Origin of the sequence: Acinetobacter septicus (assembly GCF_019355975.1) — a bacterium.
GTDB lineage: Bacteria > Pseudomonadota > Gammaproteobacteria > Pseudomonadales > Moraxellaceae > Acinetobacter > Acinetobacter ursingii.
In genome coordinates this window covers 3,103,188-3,121,943 of sequence record NZ_CP079898.1, presented here as the reverse complement: position 1 = coordinate 3,121,943, position 18,756 = coordinate 3,103,188, and the positions used below count along the sequence as shown (strand labels likewise).

Annotated in this window: 21 protein-coding genes; 8 read left to right on the top strand and 13 right to left on the bottom strand. The window is 41.3% G+C overall.

What is annotated here, in order from left to right; all coding sequences use genetic code 11:
* Positions 1-16 precede the first annotated feature (16 nt).
* Positions 17-1,333 (bottom strand): hypothetical protein, encoded by a 1,317-nt coding sequence (locus I6L31_RS14790; RefSeq protein WP_004990497.1) that lies wholly within the window; start codon positions 1,331-1,333, stop codon positions 17-19.
* A 64-nt stretch (positions 1,334-1,397) separates the two neighbouring features.
* Positions 1,398-1,916, bottom strand: coding sequence for a hypothetical protein (locus tag I6L31_RS14785; protein WP_005003108.1), 519 nt, complete (start codon positions 1,914-1,916; stop codon positions 1,398-1,400).
* 237 nt (positions 1,917-2,153) lie between these two features.
* On the opposite strand from I6L31_RS14785, the gene mrdA reads away from it, so the two are divergent.
* Genes mrdA through I6L31_RS14770 form a run of 3 tightly spaced genes read left to right on the top strand, consistent with a single transcriptional unit; the run spans position 2,154 to position 5,502 of the window.
* Complete coding sequence (gene mrdA, locus I6L31_RS14780) at positions 2,154-4,184, top strand: penicillin-binding protein 2 (RefSeq protein ID WP_005003106.1); 2,031 nt, start codon at positions 2,154-2,156, stop codon at positions 4,182-4,184.
* Positions 4,184-4,729 (top strand): 16S rRNA (guanine(966)-N(2))-methyltransferase RsmD, encoded by a 546-nt coding sequence (rsmD, locus tag I6L31_RS14775; protein WP_005003104.1) that lies wholly within the window; start codon positions 4,184-4,186, stop codon positions 4,727-4,729. The genes mrdA and rsmD overlap by 1 nt, the downstream gene beginning before the upstream one ends.
* Positions 4,730-4,767: 38 nt before the next feature.
* Positions 4,768-5,502 (top strand): sulfite exporter TauE/SafE family protein, encoded by a 735-nt coding sequence (locus I6L31_RS14770; RefSeq protein ID WP_005003100.1) that lies wholly within the window; start codon positions 4,768-4,770, stop codon positions 5,500-5,502.
* 8 nt (positions 5,503-5,510) lie between these two features.
* Here the strand turns inward: I6L31_RS14770 and I6L31_RS14765 are convergent, their stop codons facing one another.
* From I6L31_RS14765 to I6L31_RS14720, 10 genes are all read right to left on the bottom strand, one after another.
* Entirely contained in the window at positions 5,511-5,744 is a 234-nt protein-coding gene (locus tag I6L31_RS14765) for a hypothetical protein (protein ID WP_051070636.1), read from the bottom strand.
* Positions 5,745-5,880: 136 nt separating this feature from the next.
* Complete coding sequence (locus I6L31_RS14760; RefSeq protein WP_005003097.1) at positions 5,881-6,336, bottom strand: hypothetical protein; 456 nt, start codon at positions 6,334-6,336, stop codon at positions 5,881-5,883.
* Positions 6,337-6,403: 67 nt separating this feature from the next.
* Entirely contained in the window at positions 6,404-6,976 is a 573-nt protein-coding gene (locus I6L31_RS14755) for a HupE/UreJ family protein (protein ID WP_005003095.1), read from the bottom strand.
* A 9-nt stretch (positions 6,977-6,985) separates the two neighbouring features.
* On the bottom strand, positions 6,986-7,600 hold the full coding sequence (gene ureG, locus I6L31_RS14750) for an urease accessory protein UreG (RefSeq protein WP_004996365.1): 615 nt from the start codon (positions 7,598-7,600) through the stop codon (positions 6,986-6,988).
* 145 nt (positions 7,601-7,745) lie between these two features.
* Positions 7,746-8,408, bottom strand: coding sequence for an urease accessory protein UreF (locus I6L31_RS14745; protein WP_005003093.1), 663 nt, complete (start codon positions 8,406-8,408; stop codon positions 7,746-7,748).
* Positions 8,398-8,877: an urease accessory protein UreE gene (gene ureE / locus I6L31_RS14740; protein ID WP_005003090.1), complete on the bottom strand. Its 480-nt coding sequence runs from the start codon at positions 8,875-8,877 to the stop codon at positions 8,398-8,400. Before ureE ends, I6L31_RS14745 begins: the two co-directional genes overlap by 11 nt.
* A gap of 27 nt (positions 8,878-8,904) precedes the next feature.
* Positions 8,905-10,605 carry an urease subunit alpha gene (gene ureC / locus I6L31_RS14735; protein WP_005003088.1) on the bottom strand — a complete coding sequence of 567 codons (1,701 nt, stop codon included), beginning with the start codon at positions 10,603-10,605 and terminating at the stop codon, positions 8,905-8,907.
* A gap of 29 nt (positions 10,606-10,634) precedes the next feature.
* Complete coding sequence (locus I6L31_RS14730) at positions 10,635-10,943, bottom strand: urease subunit beta (protein WP_005003087.1); 309 nt, start codon at positions 10,941-10,943, stop codon at positions 10,635-10,637.
* A gap of 19 nt (positions 10,944-10,962) precedes the next feature.
* A complete protein-coding gene (ureA, locus tag I6L31_RS14725; RefSeq protein WP_004996355.1) occupies positions 10,963-11,265 on the bottom strand; it encodes an urease subunit gamma in 303 nt (100 codons plus the stop codon).
* Positions 11,266-11,374: 109 nt separating this feature from the next.
* Positions 11,375-12,250: an urease accessory protein UreD gene (locus I6L31_RS14720; protein ID WP_005003086.1), complete on the bottom strand. Its 876-nt coding sequence runs from the start codon at positions 12,248-12,250 to the stop codon at positions 11,375-11,377.
* A 190-nt stretch (positions 12,251-12,440) separates the two neighbouring features.
* Between I6L31_RS14720 and I6L31_RS14715 the strand changes: the two genes are divergently transcribed.
* The 4 genes from I6L31_RS14715 (at position 12,441) to I6L31_RS14700 (ending at position 15,431) form a co-directional block, all read left to right on the top strand.
* Positions 12,441-13,202: a 3-oxoacyl-ACP reductase gene (locus I6L31_RS14715; RefSeq protein WP_005003085.1), complete on the top strand. Its 762-nt coding sequence runs from the start codon at positions 12,441-12,443 to the stop codon at positions 13,200-13,202.
* A gap of 123 nt (positions 13,203-13,325) precedes the next feature.
* Complete coding sequence (locus tag I6L31_RS14710) at positions 13,326-13,646, top strand: hypothetical protein (protein WP_005003083.1); 321 nt, start codon at positions 13,326-13,328, stop codon at positions 13,644-13,646.
* A 150-nt stretch (positions 13,647-13,796) separates the two neighbouring features.
* Positions 13,797-14,288 (top strand): copper resistance protein NlpE, encoded by a 492-nt coding sequence (locus tag I6L31_RS14705; protein ID WP_005003081.1) that lies wholly within the window; start codon positions 13,797-13,799, stop codon positions 14,286-14,288.
* 171 nt (positions 14,289-14,459) lie between these two features.
* The gene (locus tag I6L31_RS14700; protein ID WP_005003079.1) at positions 14,460-15,431 is read left to right on the top strand and encodes an NAD(P)H-dependent flavin oxidoreductase; all 972 of its coding nucleotides are present in this window, start codon (positions 14,460-14,462) and stop codon (positions 15,429-15,431) included.
* Positions 15,432-15,516: 85 nt separating this feature from the next.
* On the opposite strand, the gene I6L31_RS14695 is transcribed toward I6L31_RS14700, so the two are convergent.
* Positions 15,517-17,115, bottom strand: a complete 1,599-nt coding sequence (locus tag I6L31_RS14695; RefSeq protein ID WP_004990558.1) for an isocitrate lyase — start codon at positions 17,113-17,115, stop codon at positions 15,517-15,519.
* Positions 17,116-17,720: 605 nt separating this feature from the next.
* On the opposite strand from I6L31_RS14695, the gene I6L31_RS14690 reads away from it, so the two are divergent.
* Positions 17,721-18,710: a LysR family transcriptional regulator gene (locus tag I6L31_RS14690; protein ID WP_004990560.1), complete on the top strand. Its 990-nt coding sequence runs from the start codon at positions 17,721-17,723 to the stop codon at positions 18,708-18,710.
* Positions 18,711-18,756: the final 46 nt, after the last annotated feature.

Genomic DNA, 18,756 nt, shown 5'->3' with positions numbered 1-18,756 from the left:
CCAACATCTAATTAAATTATAAGAAAGCAACAAATAAGTGGATCGTACCAGCAACAAAACCTGTGACCCCACCTAACACAATCAAAATCCATTCATCTTCCTGAAAGGCAGGGCGCAATAGATTTTGAAACTCTTTCGGTGTTAGTTCACGAATACGATCTCGAAACATTTGAAATATTTTCTGTGCGCGGCTCGCATTAAACGCAGGGTCGCATACAGGCACCATCGTAATTTCAATTGATCGATCAATCAAGTCTGTCTTAAGTTTAGCATATTCACGCGGCCCCAAGGAAAGTTGTAATGAAGTTCTTACCAATGGAGTTTCCATAATTTCATTAATATGCCGCTTGACAATTCGACGGGTTTTGTCCTTCTTAGGACCATACATCATTTCAGTCATGATGGATTTGAGTGTAATCAGATCTTCTGTCACGACACTGGCAAAGACATCCGAGACTTCTTCCTGACGCTTCATGAAAGCACCCTGAACATTGTAGGTGCCAATACGCGGCAGGATGGGAACAATCCATGGAAACTTACGATCTTGGGTTAAACGGAAAAACTGTGGATAGCGTACATAGTGCGGTTCTATTGGGTTAAACACCATCCAGATCGCGATCCAGTTGGTTAAAAAGCCCCAGATTGCAGCCCAGAAAGGTACCGTCCAGTGCCACGGTACCAGAAACCAGACCAGCATTTGGAACACACCAAAAAACATCCCAATCAAGGCACTAATATGCCAGATAAAATTGATTTCTTTTTGACCGACTTTTAGGAACATACGTACCATTAAACGACGGTCACCCTCCATCTGGCTGACCACCATTTCCCGCATATTCACAAGTGACTCGACGTTCATGGTCAGCTCAGTCACTAATTCTTTTAATACACCTGGTAATTGTTTATGTGCTTGAGCATAGATACGACGTTTAATGGAATAAGGAAGGTTTTCCCAAAGTACAGCATTACGATCAATCATGACCTCATCAATCAGATGCTCAAGTTCAAATCCCACTTGTTCACCAATGATTCTTGCCATATCTTCTGGATCCATTGCTTCCAGAAATTCACGTAACGAACCTAATTTGGATAAAGTATTATCGGTAATAATGCCAGAAATACGACCCGCTTTGCGTGGAACAATGCCTTGCCAACCTACGGGTATCGGCCCTAGATGAAAGCCCCAAAAAGTAATTGGGTAAAACACCATTTTTAAAGCCATCCACACGTGCGCCCACGTCACAAATGCAGTTACAGGGATAATACTCAAGACCGCCAGATGATCAGGTCGGTTCAAAAAGGTTTGCCATAATTCACTGACGTAATCTAACATCCATTACTCTCATATTTCGTTCTACTTTATGGGCTTTTACATTTTTTAAAGCTATGATTAAACACTACAAACCAATACTTAAGGTATAGGAAACTTGTAATTTAGGTTCGATATCAGCCACCACATCACCATTGGCATTCTTTAACTTCTCTCCAGTGCCAATACCGACACTAAAGGTACTAATTCGTTCTTTATCCAACCAGACGTAAGCAAGATCAACACCGCCACCTAAACGGGTTTTATCATCACCATCAATTTCTTTGCTTTCGATTGACCCTGCATAAACGCCAAAATAATAACCATTTTTGTTCACGCCAGTCAGATAGTAAGGATATCTAAATCCAATCTGTCCACCCACATTATGGTCATTATTGAGATAAGCACCCAGTTTTGCATAGGCAATGCCATAAGGATTGACCCATTCACCATTTAGATGGACTAGCTTTTGTGTAAAGCCAGCACCTGCATTCCATGTTGATGCACTTCCCTCGGTAAGTTTTGCTTCAGGTTTAAAACGACTGTCATCGGCAAAGGAAAACTGACTAAGTGCAAGAAGCATGACCAAGGGATATATTTTTTTCATTATTTTCTCCATGTGTCCCTAATTATCTGATTTAGGGGATTCCGCTCATCCGTTTGGTGACTTTAACAGAATTATTTTCGTTCTTATATACAGCACATTACAATTTTAATGTCTACAAGGTCAAAAAACGTCACTAAATTTATTTCGTGAATAATTTAAAAATATCCAAAATTCTGACGACGAATGGGTTAAACTTGTCGGCTATTTTTGTGGTCTGCTTTGTCAAGTCAGTTAGGTATGAAACAGCACTTTCCTTTAAAAGATAATCAGCAAGAAAAGCGCATTTATCGAGGGCGAATCTTTTTTGCCATTGGACTGGTTTGCTGCTGTTTGTTATTGCTCTTAAGTCGTTATGCTTATTTGCAAATTGTACATTACGATGAGTTTTCAACGGCTTCTGATAAAAACCGTATCCGCTTACAGCCTCTTGCACCGGCGCGGGGATATATTTATGACCGCAATGGCGTTTTGCTCGCAGATAATTACCCTGTATTTACGGCAACGCTAAGTAAAGCAGATATTGAAGATATGGATGGTACAGTTGCACAACTGATCCCCATTTTAAATCTTTCCCAAGAAGATGTAGACCGCTTTAAGTCGCGTATCAAAACTGCACGTAAAACTGAACGGGTTTCAATTAAGCTGAATCTGACTGAAACTGATATCGCCAAATTCAGTGAAGTGAAATACAAATTCCCCGGGGTGCGCATTGAAACGCAAATGACGCGCTATTATCCACATGGCGATTTATTTGCGCACGTGATTGGTTATGTCGGACGAATTAATGACAAAGAATTAAAATCAATTAATAGTGATATTTACGCAGGAACCAACCTGATTGGAAAAATCGGGGTAGAAAAAACCTACGAAGATTTGCTACATGGAACTCCCGGTTATGAATCGATCGAAGCCGATGCTCATGGTAATGTACTCAGACATTTAGGTCGCAAAGAATCGACTCGTGGCAATGATTTATATTTATCTATAGATTATGGTTTACAAGTGGTTGCTGCCGAACAACTGGCAGATAAACGTGGTGCAATTGTGGCAATCGATCCGCGTACTGGTGAAATTCTGGCACTGGTGTCAAGTCCAAGTTTCAATCCTAACCTCTTTGTTACAGGCATTAGCAGTACAGATTATAGTGCTCTACGTGATAATCTGGATCAGCCCCTCTATAACCGTGCAGTTCAAGGTGCTTATCCACCGGGATCCACCATTAAGCCCATGGAAGCGATGGGTGGCATTCACTATGGTTTAGTCGATTGGGCAACCACCATTAATGATCCGGGTTATTTCCATCTTCCTGGCGATTCGCATAAATTCCGTGACTGGAAAAAAACAGGTCATGGTGTAGTGAATATGCACAAAGCCATTATTCAATCGTGCGATACCTATTTTTATGTACTGTCCTACCAAATGGGCATCGAGCGTATGAATGACTGGATGCGCCAATTTGGTTTCGGTGAAAAAACTGGGGTTGATTTACCCAGCGAAAGTACTGGTTTATACCCAAGTCCTGAATGGAAGCTACGCACTCGAAAAAGCAAATGGCTAAAAGGCGAAACCATTTCCGTCAGTATTGGTCAGGGGGCATTTACAGCGACCCCACTTCAGTTAGCGATGGCAACTGCAATTACCGCCAATCATGGTGCGCATGTCACGCCGCATGTATTACGTGCCACACGTGGTGCAAAAAAATATGAAGTTCATAATGCGCCTGATGGAAAGATTAATTTTAACGGTACCGAACAAGACTGGCTCAACATGCGCGATGCCATGATTGATGTCGTGCAATCAGGTACAGGTCGTGGGATTCGTACACCGCTTTATCAAATTGCAGGAAAAACAGGTACAGCTCAGGTTAAGAGTATTGCACAGGGTAAACGTTATAACGAATCGATACTGACACAGCGCCAACTGGATCATGGTTTATTTGTTGGGTTTGCCCCTGCTGAGAATCCTGAAATTGCCATTGCTGTGGTGTGGGAAAATGGTCGTCACGGTGGTTCAGCTGCGCAACTTGCCAAGCCTGTGTTTGATTATTGGTTGGTCAATCGTAAAAAAGAGCAGATTCGTCCCGCAAATCATCAAATCAGTGGCGGTTTAATGACCGCTGGCATTAAGCCGGGTGAACTTCCAAGTGGTGCATTACTTGAAGCAGATCCAAATGCCAATCCAAACAAGAAAAAGCCTGAGCAACCATCACCAGCGGCATCCGTGCCAACACCTACACCTGTTGTCAATAACGCTGAGGTGACTGAATAATGAAAAATCAGCTCAGAATTATTGGCGGTGAATGGAAACGTCGTGTATTACCTTTTGCGAGTATAAATGGATTACGCCCTACACCAGATCGCGTCCGTGAAACGCTCTTTAACTGGTTAATGTGGGATATTCCAAATGCTACGGTTTTAGATGTCTGTACAGGTTCAGGTGCATTAGCATTTGAAGCTTTGTCGCGCGGCGCGAGTTCTGTTTTGATGATTGAACCTGATTCAACTCAGGCTAAAATACTCAAACAAAATATTCAGCTTCTCAATGCACAGCATTGTGAATTAAAAGTAGCGACTGCACAGTACATCTTACCCAAGCTCAATCAACAGTTTGATGTGGTCTTTCTTGATCCACCCTATGCGCTGGAACTCTGGCAAGAACTTTCTATTTTGATAGATCGGCTATTAAAAGATCAGGCCTATATTTATGTCGAGGCGGACCGTGATCTTCGTCAGCTACAACTTCCCGCTTCATGGCAATTAGTTAAATCCACTAAAGCAGGCACCGTTCGCGCAGGACTTTTCCAAAAAACATAATTTATTCTTATAGAAATAGAAAATGAGATAAAACAGCTATGCAATCATGGTCATTGTTTTTAGTCGGTGCGTGTATTGCAGGTTTTATTCAGGGCCTGACAGGTTTTGCCTTTGCACTGGTCGCCATGTCTTTTTGGGTATGGGCTTTGCCACCTCAACTCGCTGCTCCATTGGTGGTATTTGCTTCCCTTTGGTGTCATATCATTGCGCTAAGTAAGGAACGTCCACATCAGCTTGCTATCTCTCTGGTTATTCCTTATATCATCGCAGGTTTAATTGGTGTTCCTTTAGGAAGTTATCTTTTACATCAGATCAATGCGGAAACATTTAAACTGATTTTAGGTGTTTTTTTGCTGATCTGGTGCCCTATCATGTACTTAGCTCCAGAATTTAAGTCATTAAAACGTTTAGGCAAAAAAACTGATGCCGTAATTGGCTTTTTGGGTGGTGTATTGGGTGGACTCGGTGGTTTTTGTGGATCTTTACCCTCTGCATGGGTGATGCTCAAGGGTTTAAATAAAATTGAACAACGATACATTCTCAGGCATTTTAATTTTGCGATTCAGCTTTTTACTTTTGCAGTTTATATATTTCAGGGAACGGTACAGCTCAATCAATGGCCGTATATTATGATATTAATGATCAGCGTCACCATTCCTGCAATCTTGGGTTCACAGCTATTTTATAAAGTTTCAGAAAAACAATTTAAGCATATCGTGCTGTCTTTATTATTTGCCTCAGGTACGTTTTTAGTAATTTCAACTGTGATTTAACATTTAATTTATTGTGGACGATCTAACCGAACGGGTCGTATATCGCGCACTATTTCTTCTTCACGGCGCTCACGTACATCATCATCGTCATTTTGCTGTTGAGGTTGTAAGCTCCAATGTTGTATATGATGAATTGACAATAAATTAGCACTAGCCAAACTGCTTTGTGCCTGAATCGGAACACTCAATATACATCCCAATAGACTCAGTATAACCAAGAGTATTGAACGAAATTTTTTCATTCTCAGTCACCGCATTGCCTCTCAAACTGCAATCAGTCTGCCTGAAACTGCATCGATGAATTTGAAGAAAAGACAAGCAATGTATACTTGTTCGATATCTCTTCTGTTAAAACGGTAAATAAATTTAACTACAATCTTAAAAAGACCAAATCCAGAAAATACGAATCAATTGACCACGATCATAAGGAAAACTTGAAATATATTCATAACCGATTTTATGATCAGCATTAATTTTATAAGTCATCCCATAACCAAATGAAATGGATAAATCATGGGCACTGATATGCTCTGAGCCAGCATTGATCATTTTATTTTTTAAGGCATCGGTATTATAGGCAGTGTAATTATAAATGTTGATCCGTTCATTCGAATAAAAAGGGTTTTTCAGGATTTCATAATCATTTTCTTCTTGATCGTGCTGCTCAGCTAGATGTTTTTGGATTTGATTCAGATCGGTATTTTCAGGATGATGCTGGTCGTCAACAATCTGTTCTTGGTTATTTTCTGCAAAAAAATCATAGGCGTAAACATTGGATAAGCATGTGATTCCACCGACGACCAACAACCCCAAAATGATGTACTGAAAACTCATGATCTGATGAAAATAACCAATAAAAAGGTAGCATACGCTACCTTTAAACTTGAATAAATACAAACGACTAAGTTAAGCCGATCACAGCAACAATCGCAGCCAATCCTGCCATGATCTTACGACCGTAAGGCACATAACGATTGATCAATGCACCCAAGCCAAGTCCTAGCGCATAGAGGATTGCCATACCACAAATCATGCCTAATACCAATCCGACCACATGACCTTGTGGCGCAAGCTCAACACCATGCGCCATACCATGAAAACTCGCCATTAATGCCGCAGCTAGGGGTAAAACACGATAGGATTTGCTCCATAACGCCACGGCTAATACTATCAGCGAAGCAACAATGCCATATTCAGCCATATTTGCAGGCACAATCTGATTGGCACCTAAAACAAAACCAACTACCAAGCTTAGGCTTAAACCCAATATCCCCAAGACTCGCCATTGTTTAGCAACTGTCCAGAGCAAAACACCAAAACCAATCGCCATCACCAGATGGTCAAGTCCCGTAAATGGATGAATCAGACCTTCCCAAAAACCCACATGCGTCTGATCATGCCCGGGATGTGCCATCGCCATCATTGGTAAAAAGCCAAAAATCATAGCCAACACGTGTTTGTTGAATGCGCGCATAGCGCCTCCTTAAGCTTTAAATAAGCCCTGTTTTTCAATAAATTCGATGATCTGATTTAAACCATCTTCAGTTTTCATATTTGAAAATAAAAATGGTTTTTCGCCACGCATACGTTTGGCATCCTGCTCCATCACATCCAGATTCGCCCCAACCATCGGTGCAAGATCGGTTTTGTTAATAATCAGCAAATCAGACTTGGTAATGCCCGGCCCGCCTTTACGTGGAATCTTTTCACCACCACCAACATCAATCACGTATAAAGTCAAATCAGAGAGTTCTGGACTAAAGGTCGCCGCCAGATTATCGCCACCACTTTCAATAATGATTAGTTCCAAACCATCAAACTTTTCACATAAATCATCAATAGCTGCCAGATTAATCGAAGCATCTTCACGAATTGCAGTATGCGGACAGCCACCTGTTTCTACACCCACAATACGGTCGGGTGACATGGCTTCATTACGGGTTAAAAAGTTGGAATCTTCCTTGGTATAAATATCATTGGTCACTACGGCCATATTGTATTTATCACGTAATGCACGGCATAGGTTTAAGGTCAAAGCGGTTTTACCTGATCCGACTGGCCCACCGATACCGATACGTAAAGGACTACGTTCTGTCATAATTATTTCCTATTGCTATAACTGGGTTAAATTTTTTTGGGAGAACATCTTAGATTTCTTTCATTGGGCCTTCTTAATTCTCATTGAGGAAGAAAATAAAGAAAGTCCAAATAATGATGAAAAACCTATCTAAGATCCCCCACATTTATGATCTAAATAATCTGGAATACTGCGTTTCATGTTGCATACTCAACATGGCATAACGTGGTAAAGCACTGCTGAGTTCATCATCCTGTAATGCCAAAGCCTGCTCAACTGCCTGTGGTACAAGGCTATGCAAATGCCATAAAATGCGCTGTCCACTCATCTGCCCCAAAGGCACAGTTTTTACCGCTGCCAACACCTGATTTTCCAACACACTAAAGCTATATGCGGTTAAAACATCAGCTTCATTTAAACCCAATCGACCACAGAGTTGTGCATAGACAGGAACAAAACCAAATTGCTTTTTGACCTCAACGGGCATTTTCAGGACATCTTTAATCCATGCATTTAAAGAAAATGCCAACTGCTGCGATTCGGCTAAAAGCTCTTTGCTTTCACGACTGGCTTTATATAAATTTGCCCAATGTAAAAACTCTGTATCATCGGCATAAGATTGCACCAGTCGCTTAAGCACAGGCAGTTCAAATCTAACCAGTAGCATTTCCAAGACTTCTTCAAAATACGCCATACTGCTGGCCTCATCCTGAATTAGTCCTATTTCAATCGCGCTTTCTACACCTTGCGAATAGCAATATGCACCGACAGGTAACGCCGTTGAGGATAAAGTCAATAGCTTAAGCAGTTGCGCAGCATTAATGGACATGATGTAAAGACTTGATTGGGCTTAAACGATGATCATGGGCATGTTGTGCATATGCACCACTTTCAGGTTCAAACGCATGTTCGACCAGTTTTACATGCAAGCCTAAGCCTTCGACCATTTCTGCCAGTACATGATCAGGTTCAAAATACAGCTCATAAGGAGTAAGCATTAATGGCACATGGCGGTTACCCAAATGATAAGCCGCTTTAAGCAATTCAAAATCAGTCTTGGCAGTCACTTGCATCAGTTGTTCAGGTTTAGCATCAACACGCAACACCTCACCCTCATTTGTGGCAATAAAAGAGCCACTACGTAAAATGCCAGTACGTGGCAAATCCGCACCAATATCAGTGCCGTTGCTTAAAGTGGCACGAAAGCGTGATTTTTGACGTGTATCAAAGCTCAGTTCAACCGTTTCAAAGGCTCGATCTGATGCAATTTCATCAAGACGCTGGGTGTAGATTTTCATACAATTCCTCGTACTTATTTTTAATCATCAAAACAAGAAATAACGTTGTGCCATCGGCAACACATCCGCAGGCTCACAGGTCAATAACTCACCATCTGCACGTACCTCATAAGTTTCAGGATGAACATCCATCACTGGGCAATAGGTATTATGCTTCATATCCGCTTTGGTGATATTACGGGTGTTTTTACAAGGGCTAATCAATTTCTTCAGTTTTAACTTTTCAGCCACACCATTTTCAATAGCGACTTGTGATAAAAAAGTAATACAGGTGTTATGCACGCCACGCGGATAAGCACCAAACATCGGACGATAATGTACAGGCTGTGGCGTTGGAATGGAGGCATTAATATCACCCATTGGTGCTGCTGCAATCATGCCACCTTTGATAATCATGGACGGTTTTACCCCAAAAAAAGCGGGTTTCCACAGTACCAAATCTGCCAATTTACCTTCTTCTACCGAACCGACTTCATGACTTAAGCCATGCGTAATCGCAGGATTAATCGTGTATTTCGCAATATAGCGTTTCACCCGATTGTTATCATGCGTGGCATTATCGCCCTCTAAAGCACCGCGTTGAATTTTCATCTTATGCGCAGTTTGCCAAGTCCGAATAATCACCTCACCGACACGTCCCATCGCTTGCGAGTCAGAAGACATCATCGCAATTGCACCCAAATCCTGCAAAATATCTTCGGCAGCGATAGTTTCACGGCGAATCCGACTCTCGGCAAATGCCACGTCTTCGGCAATTGCTGGATCAAGATGGTGACACACCATCAACATATCCAGATGCTCATCGATAGTATTGATGGTATAGGGACGAGTCGGATTGGTTGAAGATGGCAAAACATTGGCCTGACCAATCGCTTTTAAAATATCGGGTGCATGTCCACCACCCGCGCCCTCGGTATGGTAAGTATGGATGGTACGATTTTTAAATGCCGCCAGCGTTTCTTCTAGAAAACCACTTTCATTTAAAGTGTCAGTATGAATCGCCACCTGTACATCAAATTCATCTGCAACACTTAAGCAATTATCAATGGCTGCTGGCGTTGAACCCCAGTCTTCATGTAGTTTGAGTCCTACCACACCTGCTTTAATTTGCTCTCGAATCGGATCGGGCAAACTTAAGTTGCCTTTACCTAACAATCCAATGTTCATCGGTAAATCATCAATCGCCTGTAACATGGTCGCAATATGCCACGGCCCTGGTGTGACCGTGGTTGCCGATGTTCCCGCTGCTGGGCCAGTGCCGCCACCGACCATCGTGGTCACACCAGACATCAACGCTGTTTCGACTTGTTGCGGGCAAATCCAGTGGATGTGGGTGTCGATACCTCCTGCGGTGAGAATCTGCCCTTCACCTGCAATCACTTCGGTTGCTGCACCAAGCGGAATGGTAATATCTGGCTGAATATCAGGATTCCCTGCTTTACCAATTTTCCAGATTCGGCCATTTTTAAGACCCACATCAGCTTTGACAATGCCCCACCAATCGACAATGAGGACATTGGTAATGACCGTATCGGCAACGGCATCAGCCAGCATTTGCGATTGGCCCATCCCATCACGAATCACTTTACCGCCACCGAACTTGACTTCTTCGCCATAGGTGGTTAAGTCTTGTTCAACCTCAATAAATAGTTCGGTATCGGCTAAACGAACTCGATCACCCACCGTTGGCCCAAACATTTCAGCGTATGCACGACGTGACATTTTCATAATAAGTTTCTCTGTAATATTTTATCTTTTTAATCCAATACGCCCATCACACGACCTGCAAAACCATATACTTCGCGTTTCCCTGCCAATGCCACCAGTTCCACATCACGGCTTTGCCCTGGCTCAAAACGTACCGCTGTTCCTGCGGCGATATTCAATCGATAGCCCCTAGTTTGCTCACGATCAAACTGCAAGGCATCATTGGCCTCAGCAAAATGAAAATGCGAACCCACCTGTATCGGACGGTCACCTGTATTGGCGACACTGACTTTTAAAGTCTGGCGTCCGACATTTAACTCGATTTCGCTGTCAGGGGTGATTACTTCACCAGGAATCATCTTGTTCTCCTTATTATTGTTATACGATCGGTTGATGAACCGTAACTAATTTAGAACCATCAGGGAAAGTCGCTTCCACCTGTACTTCGGCAATCATCTCAGGCACACCGTCCATCACATCATTTTTAGTTAACAGTGTGGTGCCATAGTGCATCAATTCAGCCACACTCATCCCATCGCGCGCACCCTCAAGCAAAGCTGCTGAAATAAAAGCCACCGCTTCTGGATAATTCAATTTCAACCCACGGGCTTTGCGGCGCTCTGCCACCAATCCCGCAGTAAAAATCAGCATTTTGTCTTTTTCGGTCGGATTAAGTTCCATGAATTCTTCCTAATCTTGGTGGTTTAATTTAAGCAAAATATATGCACAATTTGCGATAATGATCTTGATATGTCATGCGACTCATCAGCAGTATTGAATAAGCCATATATCAAGTGCGCCAAATACGCGGAAATTCCTCATCCAGATTAAACCAGTAGCGGCGCAGTCTGGCTCGAATAGCTGCAAATGCATCGTGACACACACGCACGTCATCTCCTAAAAAACGCGCACAGATCACATCGTCCAGTAATGTTAATCTAACAGGCACTTTCATACGTACCATCAATTCACGGATCAATTCAATGTGTTGTTCTAGATAAAAACTTGCACGGTATTGTTCAGGAGCCACCGCCCAAAAACTTCCCATGACCGCACAACCGTTCATGCCTAAACAGGAAGATAACCAACGATCCTGACCTTTAAAACGCAATGTATCTGCCACTAAAAGTTTCTGCTCACGATACAATTTAAACTGATTGGCATAGGCGCCGGTTTGAAAGGTTTCAGCTCTGGCCTGTCGACCAAGTACCAACATATCCCAACCAATGAAACTCGCAGTTTGACCCAGATGAATACGGGTTTCTGAATGGGCATTGGCACCATCAAATAGCATGGTTTCCTGAGGAAGCCATTCCAGTATCGAATGGTCTTTTACCTGTAAATGAATATGTTGAAATGCCTGTTTACCGTTGGTTTTATACCATTTCCCCGCCCCAGGTGTCGTCACTACCGCATGGGCATTTTCTTGAGTAGAAATTTGAAACGTTAAATGATCACCCCCTGCAATTCCAGCAGGTGGATGCACAATAATGGCATGGCACACCCCTGTCTTTTCAGGCCACAGCATTTTTTGCACCCGAACAGGACCATAATGTTTACGATGACTCATAATGGTGCGTTGACCATCATATTTAAATCCTAGTTCCAACTCGGCATACCACAAAGCTTTAGACCTTTGGGCTGTAAAGTCCTGTGGTTGATTCATTGCATTCCTTTTATAACGAAATATGAAGGGTATTGTTATAATGCAAAAATTGCACCAATAACTTGCAAATGATGCTTTTGCAAACTATATACTCTGTTTATCATCAATCCTAAAACAATATAGGTTTGATTTCAGACTGGGTTTTTCCTAATCTTAAGTCATCTTGGTACTCTCTAAAAAGTGATTTGACATGGAAATTCAAGAACAAGTTGTGCTGGTGACAGGGGGAGCGCGTGGTCTAGGTTTAGCCATTTCTCAAGCTTTACTCAAACAAGGTGCTCGTGTTGTAGTCAACTATCTCAATAGCCATAGCGCCGCACAAGATTTGCAACAACAATTTCCAAATCAGGTTTTGATCTATCAGGCAGATATCACTCAAGCTGATCAGGTTTTAGCAATGTTTAAAGCCGCGAAACATCATTTTGGTAATGGAATTACATCTGTAGTCAATAATGCATTAATCAAATTTGAATTTAATGGGGAAGCGCGTCCGCATATTGAAAACTTAAATTGGGACGATATGCAGCAACAATTTGAAGGTGCTGTAAAAGCCGCAATAAATACCCTACAGGCTGGACTTGAGGATATGAAAGCAGCGCAGTTCGGCCGTGTGGTAAATATTGGAACCAATCTGGTACAAAATCCTGTAGTGCCCTATCATGACTATACCGCTGCCAAAGCAGCTTTATTGGCTTTCACACGTACCAGTGCGCATGAACTCGGTCAATATGGAATCAATATCAACATGCTTTCAGGTGGTTTACTCCAAACGACTGATGCCAGTAAAGCAACACCTGATGCGGTATTTGATTTAATTGCAGCATCGACTCCGCTCAGACGTACCACCACACCACAAGAATTTGCCGATGCTGTTTTACTGTTCTTATCGCCGTGGTCACGTGCTATTACAGGACAAAATTTAATCGTAGATGGCGGTCTGGTAAAAAACTAATTTTTCCGATCGAGATAAAATTGCTTAATTAGCCAAAAATTAAGCAGTTTTTTTAAATATGCCAACTTTTTTACTTTAAAATCCTTATAAACTATTTGCTTCTTTTATTTTCACTCAATTTTTATGAAACTTTTCTTGGTGATCGCCACGTGTAGCTTATTATTTGGCTGCTTACTTGGAAGTTCGAGTGAAATTAAACGTGCCGAAAAAATGCTTGAACATTTTCAGTGCAAAAATATTGAAGTTCATGAGATGCCTCAAAGTAATATCAACACTTTTCATCAGCAATCTTTAGCAGTAAGTAAACAAAAAGCCAGCCACTATATTGAACAATATAAGCAAGGGGAAAGCCTGTTTGATATGCCGCTTGATGAGGTTGTTGAACAGCAATATCAACTATATAAATCTGCATGCCAATCTTTAGGTGGTGTCACGTCTGACTGATGCCTCATCAATTGATGAAAGCCTACACAACACAACTAAATTGATACTAAAACAATGATTTTGTTCAAATTACTTACATATCGCTACTATTTACAGAACGTGTAATTTTGTAGGCTAATCTCTGATTTAAAAAAACTTGGATAAATCGATATGAAAAAATCACTTATTGCGATTGCAATTGCCAGTACTTTATTAGTGGCATGTTCAAAAAAAGAAAATCAGACTGAAACAACGACCTCTGCTGCTGACCAAACTCCTGTTGCCTCCGCTCCTGCTGAAACAGCAACGGCTGTTGATACAGCCCATACAGCTGAAAACTCTCTAGATTGGGCGGGTGATTATAAAGGCAAATTACCTTGTGCGGATTGTGAAGGCATCCAAACAGAGCTCGAATTAAAAGCGGATAAAACTTTTGAATTAAAAGAAACTTATCTAGGTGGCAAAAGCGATGGTAAGCCAATCGAAACTAAAGGCACATTTAAATTTGATGAACAAAAACCTTCAGTAATTGTTTTGGATACTCAACCAGATCAGCGTCAATTCTTTATTGGTGAAAACACCGCGACTGCTTTAGATATGGAAGGTAATAAAATCGAAGGTGCGATGGCTGGTCTTTATGTTCTTAAAAAAGAAAGCCATTAACACGTCCTGATTTATAAAATATTGAATACCAATCCTAAGTGATTGGTATTTTTACAAATACCGCATAATGAAATAAAGTTTCTAAAAATACATATTCAATTATAAAAAACAAAACACTATAGTAAGATCAAACTATCAATCAAATCGAAGTAAAAACAAGGATTCTCTTCAATGAAAACGCGTGTAACCGAATTACTTGGTATTGAATATCCTATCGTTCAGGGCGGGATGATGTGGGTCGGACGAGCTGAATTAGCAAGTGCTGTTTCAAATGCAGGAGGGCTTGGCACATTGACAGCCCTGACTCAACCAAGCCCTGAAGACCTACTCAAAGAAATTCAGCGTTGCCGCGACATGACGGATAAACCTTTTGCAGTGAATTTGACTTTTTTACCCGCGATTAATCCGCCACCTTATGCCGAATATCGTCAAGCCATTATCGAAAGTGGCGTCAAGATTGTAGAAACCGCGGGCAATAAACCTCAAGAACACATTGAAGATTTTAAAAAGCATCATATTACGGTGCTGCATAAATGTACGTCGGTACGGCATGCGCTTTCTGCCCAGCGTATGGGGGCAGATATCATTTCAATTGATGGTTTTGAATGTGCTGGGCATCCGGGTGAAGATGACATTCCTGGACTGATCTTGATCCCAGCCGCTGCCGATCAAGTCAAAATTCCGCTGATCGCTAGTGGTGGTTTTGCCGATGGTCGTGGTTTGGTGGCTGCTTTGGCATTGGGTGCAGAAGGCATCAATATGGGAACGCGTTTTTGTATGACGCAGGAAGCACCCATTCATGAAAAAATTAAGCAGTACTATTTAAATCAGGACGAACGCTCAACCAACCTGATTTTTAGAAAGTTCCGTAATACCACTCGAGTGGCAAAAAACAGTATTTCCGATCTAGTGGTAGAACTGAGTCAAAAACCTGATATTCAATTTGAAGAAATTCGTCCTTATGTGTCTGGTGCAAAAGGTCGTATGGCTTTAGAAACGGGTGATGTCGATGCAGGCTTACTTTCCGCAGGTCAGGTTTTAGGTCTAATTCATGATATTCCAAGCTGCCATGATCTCATTCAAGGCATTATGACTGAAGCACACGAAATTATTCAGCAACGTTTGAATCGTTTAATAGATTGATTATTCTTTATTTTTTAATAATTTAGTTCATTTTTCATCTCATAAAAAACCCTGCTAATGCAGGGTTTTTTTTAAACCATTCGACTTAGTGAGCGAATTGGTTCATGGTGTTTTTGCTCGCATCACCTGCTTTAAGCGCTTGTTCACCAGCAAAGATTTCTTTATGGTCATCACCGATGTCAGAACCAGCCATTGCTTGGTGTTTAACACATGCGATACCACCGCGGATTTCTTTACGTTGTACGCCAGCAACATAAGCCAACATACCTTCTTCACCGAAGTAACCTTTCGCAAGCTCATGCGTAGAAAGAGCAGCAGTGTGGTAAGTCGGTAGAGTGATCAAGTGGTGGAACACACCCGCTTCACGTGCAGCATCAGCTTGGAAAGTACGGATTTTTTCGTCAGCATCAGCAGCTAATTCAGAGTTATCGTACTCAGCGCTCATCAACTTCGCACGGTCATAACCAGAAACGTCTTTACCTTCAGCAACCCAACGATCATAAGATTGTTGACGGAAGTTTAACGTCCAGTTGAATGACGGAGAGTTGTTATAAACAAGTTTTGCATTTGGAACTTGTTTTTTGATGTCATTTACGAAACCAGCAATACCAGCAACGTCTGGAGTTGGTGTTTCGATCCAGATCATGTCTGCACCGTTTTGTAAGCTCGTTACACAGTCAAGTACAACGCGGTCATGTTGAGTGCCTTCACGGAACTGATACAAGCCAGAAGCTAAACGAGTTGGACGGTGTAATTTACCATCACGTTTGATCAGGATTTCGTCTTCTTGAGCATCAGCGATATCAATTTCTTGAGTGTCTAAGTAGCTGATGTATTGAGAAGCCAAGTCACCTTTCTCTTTAGATACAGGGATCTTTTGAGTCAAGTCAGCGCCTTCAGAGTCAGTACGTGCAACGATTACACCTTCGTCAACACCAAGCTCAAGGAATGCATAACGTACAGCATTGATTTTTGCAAGGAAGTCTTCGTGTGGAACAGTGACTTTACCAGCTTGGTGACCACATTGTTTCGCATCAGAAACTTGGTTTTCGATTTGGATTGCACAAGCACCCGCTTCGATCATTTGTTTAGTCAACAAATAAGTTGCTTCTTCGTTACCAAAACCAGCATCGATGTCGGCAATGATTGGCACAACGTGAGTTTCGAAGTTGTCGATAGACGCTTCGATTTCTTTCACTTTTGCAGAATCACCAGCCGCTTCAGCTTTTTGTAAAGCACGGAACAAATCGTTGAGTTCTTTTGCATCCGCTTGACGCAAGAATGTATAGATTTCTGCGATCAACTTAGGCACAGCAGTTTTTTCGTGCATAGATTGGTCAGGAAGTGGACCAAATTCAGAACGAAGTGCAGCAACCATCCAACCAGAAAGGTAGATATAACGTTTGTTGGTTGTACCGAAATATTTTTTGTTCGCAATCATTTTTTGTTGCGCGATGAAACCATGCCAGCAACCCAAAGATTGAGTATAGCTGCTGTTGTCAGCATCATATTCAGCCATATCTTTACGCATGATAGCAGCTGTATATTTAGCGATGTCCAAACCAGTATGGAAACGGTTTTGAACGATCATGCGAGCAGCGTCTTCAGGACGAATCGCATCCCAAGTGCCACCTAATTTATTTTTTACGGCACGTACGTGCTCAAGAGCTGATTGATATGTCATGATATATTCCTTTTTAGGATTTCATCGAAAAGATGTCATGCTGAACAGTCATGTTTATTTGACTCGACTATAATTCAGTCACTTCATCAATATGCTCACAGCTTAGTCTGAGCTAAAAAATTAATCCAATATCCTCCATTAATCTTCAGTATTTTTTAAAAAAATATATAGATTAAAGTCGTATTATAATTATATTTCAAAATATTAAGATTTTGATTTTATTAGAATAAATAAAAATCAAAGATTCATAAAACTGTTTAAACCAAATAATTTAAGCGTTTTTTAATGTCTTCAACTGAGATCTTGCTACTCATTGAAGCATCGATAAATGTAAAAAATAGTAAAAATTTGCCAATGTGAAGGTCAATCAGGCTTGTTACAGTCGAAAGCTAAAGAATGAAAATCAGATATTCATTCAGATTTTCTAATTTGAATGAAAAGGCCATGCAATGTTTTTCATCTCTTGCTTGAATTTTTTAAAGCCTCACTATTGTTTAGGCTGAGCGAGATGAGGTGCTGTTTTTTGCAGCGTTTTTTTACACAAATAGTTTCATCTATGGCATAATCATTCGCAATTTCATAATTTTATTTTCGGTATTTTTTTTATGAATCTGGAGCGGGTAGATCTTAATCTATTAATTTATCTTGACGTGCTTCTTCGCGAAAAAAATGTCACTCGTGCAGCCGAACAATTGGGCGTTACCCAACCCGCGATGAGTAATATTTTGCGTAGACTTCGCAATTTATTTAATGATCCCCTCTTGATCCGCTCCTCAGAAGGCATGACTCCAACTGAACGTGCGCTTGAACTACAACCACGTATTCGCGATGCGCTTTCTGATCTCTCGATGATTTTGGAGCCTCGTACCGAATTTCGTCCTTATACCAGTAATCGTGTGTTTCGGATTATGACTTCCGATTATGCGGAGGCAACACTGGTTCCTCGTCTGGTCAAAGCCCTGCGTTCAGAAGCACCCAACGTTGTTTTGGATTTTCTAACCCCAAGCGATGTGTCTTATCGCGATATGGAACAGGGTAAAGTTGATCTTGCGATTAATCGATTTAATGAAATTCCACAAAGTTTCCATCAGGTCTTAGTTTGGCGAGATAGCTTCAGTTGTTTACTCAATGATAAACATCCAGCAGCACAGCACCTCAACCTCAAAAATTATTTGGATGCCCAACATATCTGGGTTTCTAAAACAGGCATGGGCGTTGGCTTTGGGATTAATCCTGATAAACAGGCAGGTCTAGGCTGGATTGATCAGGCATTAGAGCGAATTGGACAAAAACGCAAAATCTCAGTGTTTACCCGACATTATCAAATGCCAGCTTTATTGGCTCAAAACGTAGATTTAGTTGCTACCTTACCTACTCGTATGGCGCGCCTACAAGCCAATAATCCTAAATTACTCATCAAAGACCCTCCATTTTATATTCCTGAGTTTGAACTTAAGATGGCATGGTGCCCTCTATTGCATCATCATCCTGCGCATCGCTGGTTGCGCCAATTGATTTTATTTGTGGCGCGTCAGATGATTGAAGAAGAAAATCGTGAGTTTTTAACAAATAATTCGCAGTTTTCGCATTATTAAAATAAATTTTTGTTAATTTCTTCTATTTTCAAGCTTATACTTAATT